Consider the following 7,529-nt stretch of genomic DNA (forward strand, 5'->3'; position numbering starts at 1 on the left):
AACCCCTCGGGCTTGCTATACATGATGAAAATCAGTTACCGGTATGATGGGAGTCAGCTTTTTTGAGGTGAATATGGGGCACCTTTGTAAAGTTGGTTAACCGGCTATGGGTCAAGCGCCCGTAGCTGTGGTAAAAATACGTCCGGGGCTTGGGCGCTCCGGGCGGAATTCGGGTCCGAATTTATTCGGACTTCGGGTTTGTGGTTGGAGTTTCCTCCCTCCCCGGCAAAGTTGGGGAGCGGAGGAAACTTGTTTTTGGGGTTGATTAAAAGCATATTGCGATTTCAAATGTGTTGCGATATGACATTAGTACCTGCGAACTTTTGATATTGATCGCCAAAGCCGCACTATCGTCCTGAAATAGGTTGACACAATCCTCACTCCTCTCAAAAGTGGAGAAACCAACTCCGACAGGCTTTTCCACTCTGCCCTCATTTTCTCCAATGCATTCCGGAAATCTCAGACTACGGCCGAAGCGACAAAAAATAGAAATTTTGAGTTAGAAGTTTGAATGAAAACGCTTTGCTGTCTATCAGTATCACCCACAGAAACTCTGATCATTTCGATTTGCCTTGCATGTTTTGCCTTGCTTTAAGTGGGAAATGGGAGATTATCTACCGGATCAAAGAACTCAACCAATCCATCCCCTCCTGTGAATAACATGATTTAGCGTCTTCGGTATGCGGTTTGGAGAAGCTGTAACTTCGCTGAATCACTCAAGCTATGAAACACGCGCTGTCGCTTCTCCTACTGATTGTCTCGCTGCCCATCATGGGTGGCTGGCATGCTGCTGACCTTCCGCAAAAACAGGACCCGCAAACCCATGAAACGTGGGTGCAGAAAACCTTTGAGGCCATGACGCTCGAGGAGCGCATCGGCCAGCTCTTTATGGTGGCGGCATACAGCAATCGAAACGAGGCCCATATCAAGGAGCTTGAATCGCTTGTTCGCGATCATCATATTGGCGGATTAATCTTTTTTCAGGGTGGGCCGGTACGCCAGGCACACATGTGCAATCGCTTGCAGGCTGCGGCCAGTACACCGTTGCTCGTGGGAATGGATGCCGAATGGGGTCTCAGCATGCGGCTGGATTCCACGCCCTCTTTTCCGCGTCAGATGACCCTCGGCGCGCTGCCCAACGACGCGCTCATCTACGAAATGGGCCGCGAAATTGCCCGCCAGTTCAAGCGCATGGGGATGCACATCAACTTCGCCCCGGTGGCCGATGTCAACAACAATCCCGTAAACCCGGTCATTAACAGCAGGTCTTTTGGAGAACTCCGCGAAAACGTAGCGCTCAAATCGGCGGCCTACATGCAGGGAATGCAGGATGAGCGTATTCTGGCCAATGCCAAACATTTTCCCGGACACGGCGATACCGATACCGATTCACACCACGCCCTTCCCATCATTCGCCACAGCCGCGAAAGACTCGATTCACTCGAACTGTACCCCTTCAGGGAGCTGATTGATCGCGGACTGGCCAGTATGATGGTGGCGCATATGTTTGTTCCGGCGCTCGATGATACTGAAAAACAAGCCTCCACACTGTCAAGAAAAATTGTGCATGACCTGCTGCGCGAAGAAATGGGTTTTCAAGGGCTGATTATCACCGATGCCCTCAATATGAAAGGCGTAAGTGCGCAATTCGCTCCTGGCACGGCCGAGCTCAAGGCGCTGCTGGCCGGAAACGATGTGCTGCTGTTTGCCGAAGACGTGCCCAAAGCGGTAAAGCTAATCAAAGAGGCACTCGAAAAAGGCGATATCACCGAGGAAGAAATCAACGCCCATTGTTTGCGTATTCTTAGGGCCAAAGCCTGGGTGGGGCTTCACAACTACCGGCCCATTGAGGTGAAAAACCTCGTGGAAGACCTTAATCATCCGCGCTCCGAATCTCTGGCCCGGCGACTGGTTCGCGGTGCTCTTACCCCAGTGGTAAACCAAAACGATTTCCTGCCCATTGCCACCGATGGCAGTGAAAAGTTACTGGTGGTGAGTTTCGGTGGCAAAAACCATGCTCCCTATCGAATTGCACTTGATCGTTATGGATGGAGCGATTACGAAGAAATGCCGGCCGCCCCCGATCGCGTGAGCGTGGATCGCCTGCTATCAAAAGCTGCCGGATACGATAAAGTGCTTGTGAATATTTTGGGTACCAGCCAGAATACCAAAAAGAACTTTGGACTCACCTCGGAGGCTATGGTATGCATCAACCTGCTCAATAAAGACAACAGGGTAGGTGTAGTGCATTTTGGCAATCCGTACGCCCTGCTGCAACTGCGCTCAGCCGAAAAGCTCGACGCCCTTGTGGTGGCCTACCAGGACAACAGCGAAACGCGACAGGTGGTGGCCGAAGCCCTTGCCGGCCGAAGCCCGCTGCAGGGTAGCTTGCCTGTTGGTTTGGGCGATTTTGCTCCCGCGGGGAGTAGGGCGGGGGTGAAAACCAAGGGGCTGCCCCGCGGACTTCCCGAAGAGTGGGGTGTGGATGCCGGTACACTGGCTCGAATTGACAGCATAGCTGAGCACGGCATTCGCGAAATGGCCTACCCTGGTTGCCAGGTGCTGGTAGCGCGGCACGGACATGTGGTGTACGAGCGTAGTTTCGGGTACCACACCTACGAAAACGCCAATCCTGTAACCAACGACGATTTGTACGATTTGGCTTCGCTCACCAAAATACTGTCCTCTACCGCAGCATTGATGCACCTTCAGGATGCCGGACTTTTCGACCTGGACCGCACGTTGGGCGATTACCTGAGTTGGATACCCGCCGATTCACCCTACCACAAATTGGTGCTGCGAAAGGTGATGTCGCACACCGCCGGGTTGATTCCGTGGATACCCTTCTATCAGAAAACGCTGGAAAAAGGAGTGCTTCGGGCCGATATTTACAGCGAGGTTCAAAGTGAGGAATTCCCTGTTCGCGTAGCCGAAGGGGTTTTTATGAAACAACAGCACAGCGATACACTCATTCACCGCATACTGGGCACGCGGCTTCGCAACCAGCAGGAAATGAAGCAAAGCGAATATGCATACAGTGACCTCGGTTACTTTTTTGTGAAAGAAATCGTGGAGCAGCTCAGCGGAATGCATCTTCAGGATTACGTGGCCTCGCAACTCTACGAGCCTATGAAGCTAAGTACCATAGGTTACCTGCCGTTGAAACGCTTCTCTACAGACGTAATAGCCCCTACTGAGTACGATCGAGCCTTTCGCAAGCGATTGGTGCACGGCGATGTACACGATCCCGGTGCAGCTATGCAGGGCGGAGTGGGGGGGCATGCCGGTTTGTTCTCCAACGCCCACGACGTAGCGGCCATCATGCAACTCTTTCTGAACAAAGGGGTGTACAACGGTGTGCGCTATCTGAGCGAGGAAGTACTTGAAGAATACACGCGCTGTCAATATTGCAAAAGCGAAAAAGACAAATTGCGACGGGGAGCAGGGTTCGATAAACCTGTTATGGACAAAGGTCCGGGTCCTACGTGTGATTGCGTCACCTTCGAAACCTTCGGCCACACCGGCTTTACGGGAACCATGGCCTGGGCCGACCCAGAGAAGCAACTGGTTTATGTTTTTCTGAGCAACCGCGTATATCCCACGTCCGAGAATAAGAAACTCAGTAAACTGAACATCCGAACCAATATCCAGCAGGTCATTTACGACGCGCTGGTTGATTGAGATTTCAAGCTTGTGGCTCAATTCCGGCAAAGCAGTGGGCGCGAAAGGCTACCTTTGCAGCAAACAATGTGATGATGCGGATAGGAATTGTATTGTATCCTACTTTTGGAGGTAGCGGTGTGGTAGCCACAGAGTTGGGGAAAGCGTTGGCTGATAAAGGTCACGAAATTCACTTTATCACCTACAATCAACCTGCGCGACTCGGTGCCTTTGGCGGGAATATTTTCTACCATGAAGTGCGCGTAAGCGATTATCCGCTCTTTGACTATCCACCATACGAGTTGGTGCTGGCCAGTAAACTGGTAGATGTGGTGAAACATGAAAAACTGGATTTGCTGCACGTTCACTACGCTATTCCACATGCTTCAGCGGCTTATATGGCCCGCCAGATTCTCCTGGAGCAAGGATTGTACATCCCTTTCATTACCACGCTTCACGGTACGGATATCACGCTGGTAGGTAAAGACGCGTCGTTTGAGCCGGTCATTACTTTTGCTATTAATCAGAGTGACGCGGTGACTGCGGTGTCCAAAAGCCTTCGCGATGATACATACCGGCATTTCTCCATTTCGCGGGATATTGAAGTGATTCCGAATTTTGTGAATGTGGCCCATTACCCAGAGCGCAAGGAAGGGGCAGAAAAACGCATTTACGCTCCCAACGGAGAGAAAATATTGGTTCACATATCCAACTTCCGCGAGGTGAAACGCGTTCCGGATGTGGTGAAAATTTACACGCGGGTTCGGCAGCAACTTCCCGCTAAATTGCTGTTGGTGGGCGACGGCCCTCAGCGTGGCATGGTTGAGCAAATGTGCCGCGAACTAGGCACCTGTTCGGATATTCGATTTCTTGGCAAACTGCAGCAACCCGAGAATATTCTGGCGCTGGCCGATTTATTTGTTCTGACATCTGAATCAGAGAGTTTTGGACTTTCGTCACTCGAGGCAATGGCCTGCGGAGTTCCGGTGATTTCTACCAATACCGGTGGTATTCCCGAGGTGAACATTCACGGAGAAACCGGGTTTTTGTCGAACGTGGGCGACGTGGAAAGCATGGCCCGCGATGCCATTAAGTTGCTGAGCGATGATGAGATGTATATCCATTTCAGCAAGCAATCTCGCCGCAGGGCAGAGAGTTTCGATGTGGCCAAAATCGTTCCTCGCTACGAAGCACTTTACAAACAGGTTGTTGAGAGAGCCAAAGTAACACCATGAGCGATGTAAAATACCTGAGTCCGCGAATCAGCTACAAGCTCACGCCGGAATTTGCATCTATCGCCATTTCGGCTAAAGGCGAACGCTGGAAAGAGACCCTGCTCATGGCCTGGGTGCTGGCGTGGACGGCCTGCGGTGTCTTTTTTCTTTTTCAACTGGGTACTGATTTGCCCCGCGATACCAAGCTGGCCATTGTGGTGCTGCTGTTTTTTTGGGTGTATTTCGAGTTTCAGATTGGCCGGGCCTTGTTCTGGCGGCTTTGGGGGGTGGAGTTGATTCGCTTTTCTGAAGGGCAACTCTCCGTGAAGCGCAGCATCAAAGGCTATGGCAAACGCAAGGATTATTTTCTCGACAACATTGCCCAATTTGAAGTGGTAGAGCGAGCGCCGCGCTCCATTGTAACCGTAATGGAAGACTCGTTTTGGGTTGTTGGCGGCGAGCGCATTGTGTTTGAGTACCTCGGAAAAAAGGTAGGCGTGGGCTTGCAGATCAACGCCGAAGAAGCCAAACAACTGCGTGATTTGCTTGAAAAGCAGAGGAAGAAGTTTGTTTAGTTTTTGAGGCTGTTGGAAAACCAAAGCCGACTATTTCAGAGCCATAATTTACCTTGTGAATTCATTACTCCATCGTTGCTTGTTTATTGGGCAAAACCCACGAAATTCCGGCTGCGCCGTAGTGCGCCCGATACAGCTTTGAAGAAGCCGAACCGAAAGTGTTTTCCAATTGGTAGCTATAGCTGTGCTGCCATTGAATGTGTACTTCAAACCACCACTGTATGCCGCCCCATTTCCCAAAAATGTTTTCAATTCCGAAGCGGGCTGAACTGCTCCAGTTGAGATTGTCCGTTTGGCGAATCGAAAAAGTCTCCTGAACAACATCTCCGGGATAGGCAATCGGCATTCCAAAGGTCATTGGGGGTGCGAGGTAATTCACGCTCAGTCGGTCGCTACCGGGTGCCATCAGATCGATTCCACCGCCAAGCCCAACAAAAAGGCGCGTACTGGTGGCAACAGGTATGTACCAGGTTGCACCAGTTTGAAACTCATAGGTGTTGTGGTTTATTGAAGCCGAACTGCCTGTTCTCGTCAAAAGTGTCATGCGGCGTTGCAGCCACTGTGCACGAACGTATGGCGCCAATCTTCCGAAAAGATACTCGCCCCGCAACCCCAAAGCAAAGGGCACATCCACATCCAGTCGTCTGGGCGCTCCCGGCATCGTGAAGTCGCCAATTCCACGGTTCCAGTTGCTATTCCAAATGGCCGACGCGTCCACCGAAACCCGTGGTTGGGCCTGAAGAACCGCTCCCGTAAGAAGAAAGGAGCAAAAGGCAAGGGGCCATATCAAGTGTGAATTGAAGTGTATCATGTTTGGACGAGTTAGTTAGACGTCAGGTTAAAAGCTACCGAACGCACCCTTCGTGTGTCCTCACCGTCTATTTTTTCGTGCAGCACATAAGTTTGGGCAAGTTTAGATTGAAACACTTCTTTCATGTTCTTCACGGCTCCGGCGGGCACATTGTGTGAAATGAGTTTTTTCATCAGTTCATCCCGCCTGAATTTTTTGAAAAAGGGCGACAGAGATTGATGGAGTTCTATGCGGTGCTTTACCCGTTGCGGATTGGTTTCGAAGCGCGGCTCTTCGGCGATTTTTGCGCAGCCTAAAATGTTGCACAAGGTTTTGAATTGCCGGTCACTACCCACGGCCATTACCACGGGTAGGTTGTCGGCGGTGGTGAAAATCTCGCCATAGGGCGCAATATTGGGGTGCAGAGATCCTATTGCCTGCGGAATATGGCCGGCCATCAAATAGTTGCTGGCCTGGTTGGCAAGAGAGGCGATGCCCGCGCCTTCCAGACTGACCTTAACATATGCGCCTTTTCCGGTCCGGGAGCGCTCCAGTAAAGCCACAAGCAGCCCCTCTTTGAGCTGATGTGCGGCGAGAAGATCCATAAAAGCCAGCGGCAATTTGACAGGTGCGGTTTCCCGCGTGCCGTTCATAAACATGTATCCGGTTTCAGCTTGCACCACTACATCGTAAGCTACACGGTCGGGGTCCGAATCAAAACCTGTGATTTGCCCGTAAATCAGTTCAGGGTACTTTTCTTTTAGTTGATCGTAAGCCAGATTCATCCGCTCTAACGAAGATGGTTTTTGATTGGTAATCAACAAATCACAACCCTGTAAAAGCTCCATGAAACATTGGTGGTCATCAGGGTCAAAAACATCCAGAAAGTGATAGGATTTGCCGTAATTCACCGATGAAAAGTAGGCAGAGGCCTTAGTTTCGTGACTTTCGCCCGGAACCTTCCATTGTCGTGTTACATCACCTCCGCCAGCTTTGTTTTCTACCTTAATTACTTGTGCGCCAAGCTCGGCGAAAAAGGTTCCTACGGCCGGGCCGGCGAGGACGGAGGAGAAGTCGAGGATTTTGAGGTTTTGGAGCATGGGATGAAAGTATGAAATATTGAGCAAGAGCAAGAGTTTCGAGTTTTGAGGGGGCAGAACAGCAACAGTGTGAGTTTTGAGTATTGAGGGGTATTCGGATAAAACAGCAAGAGTGTGAGTCTCGAGTTTTGAGGGATCTGATAAAACAGCAAGAGCAAGAGTCTCGAGTATTGAGGGATCTGATAGAACA

5 protein-coding genes are annotated in these 7,529 nt (G+C 51.0%); 3 read left to right on the forward strand and 2 right to left on the reverse strand.

Annotated features, from left to right (window positions below):
• Positions 1-723: 723 nt before the first annotated feature.
• From EA392_07150 to EA392_07160, 3 genes are all read left to right on the forward strand, one after another.
• Positions 724-3,681, forward strand: a complete 2,958-nt coding sequence (locus tag EA392_07150) for a hypothetical protein (protein TVR39229.1) — start codon at positions 724-726, stop codon at positions 3,679-3,681.
• A gap of 74 nt (positions 3,682-3,755) precedes the next feature.
• Positions 3,756-4,895 (forward strand): N-acetyl-alpha-D-glucosaminyl L-malate synthase BshA, encoded by a 1,140-nt coding sequence (bshA, locus tag EA392_07155; protein TVR39234.1) that lies wholly within the window; start codon positions 3,756-3,758, stop codon positions 4,893-4,895.
• A complete protein-coding gene (locus tag EA392_07160; protein ID TVR39230.1) occupies positions 4,892-5,449 on the forward strand; it encodes a hypothetical protein in 558 nt (185 codons plus the stop codon). The genes bshA and EA392_07160 overlap by 4 nt, the downstream gene beginning before the upstream one ends.
• 64 nt (positions 5,450-5,513) lie before the next feature.
• Here EA392_07160 and EA392_07165 read toward each other — a convergent pair whose 3' ends face one another.
• Both EA392_07165 and EA392_07170 read right to left on the reverse strand, forming a co-directional pair.
• Entirely contained in the window at positions 5,514-6,260 is a 747-nt protein-coding gene (locus tag EA392_07165; protein ID TVR39231.1) for a hypothetical protein, read from the reverse strand.
• An 11-nt stretch (positions 6,261-6,271) separates the two neighbouring features.
• A complete protein-coding gene (locus tag EA392_07170) occupies positions 6,272-7,339 on the reverse strand; it encodes a CoA transferase (GenBank protein ID TVR39232.1) in 1,068 nt (355 codons plus the stop codon).
• Positions 7,340-7,529: the final 190 nt, after the last annotated feature.

Source organism: Cryomorphaceae bacterium (assembly GCA_007695365.1).
Taxonomy (GTDB): Bacteria; Bacteroidota; Bacteroidia; order Flavobacteriales_D; family SKUL01; genus SKUL01.

Bases quoted from the DNA above. Each gene is read 5' to 3' on its own strand.
- EA392_07150 (TVR39229.1), top strand. From the start codon at position 724: ATGAAACACGCGCTGTCGCTTCTCCTACTGATTGTCTCGCTGCCCATC.
- bshA (TVR39234.1), top strand. From the start codon at position 3,756: ATGCGGATAGGAATTGTATTGTATCCTACTTTTGGAGGTAGCGGTGTG.
- EA392_07160 (TVR39230.1), top strand. From the start codon at position 4,892: ATGAGCGATGTAAAATACCTGAGTCCGCGAATCAGCTACAAGCTCACG.
- EA392_07165 (TVR39231.1), bottom strand. From the start codon at position 6,260: ATGATACACTTCAATTCACACTTGATATGGCCCCTTGCCTTTTGCTCC.
- EA392_07170 (TVR39232.1), bottom strand. From the start codon at position 7,339: ATGCTCCAAAACCTCAAAATCCTCGACTTCTCCTCCGTCCTCGCCGGC.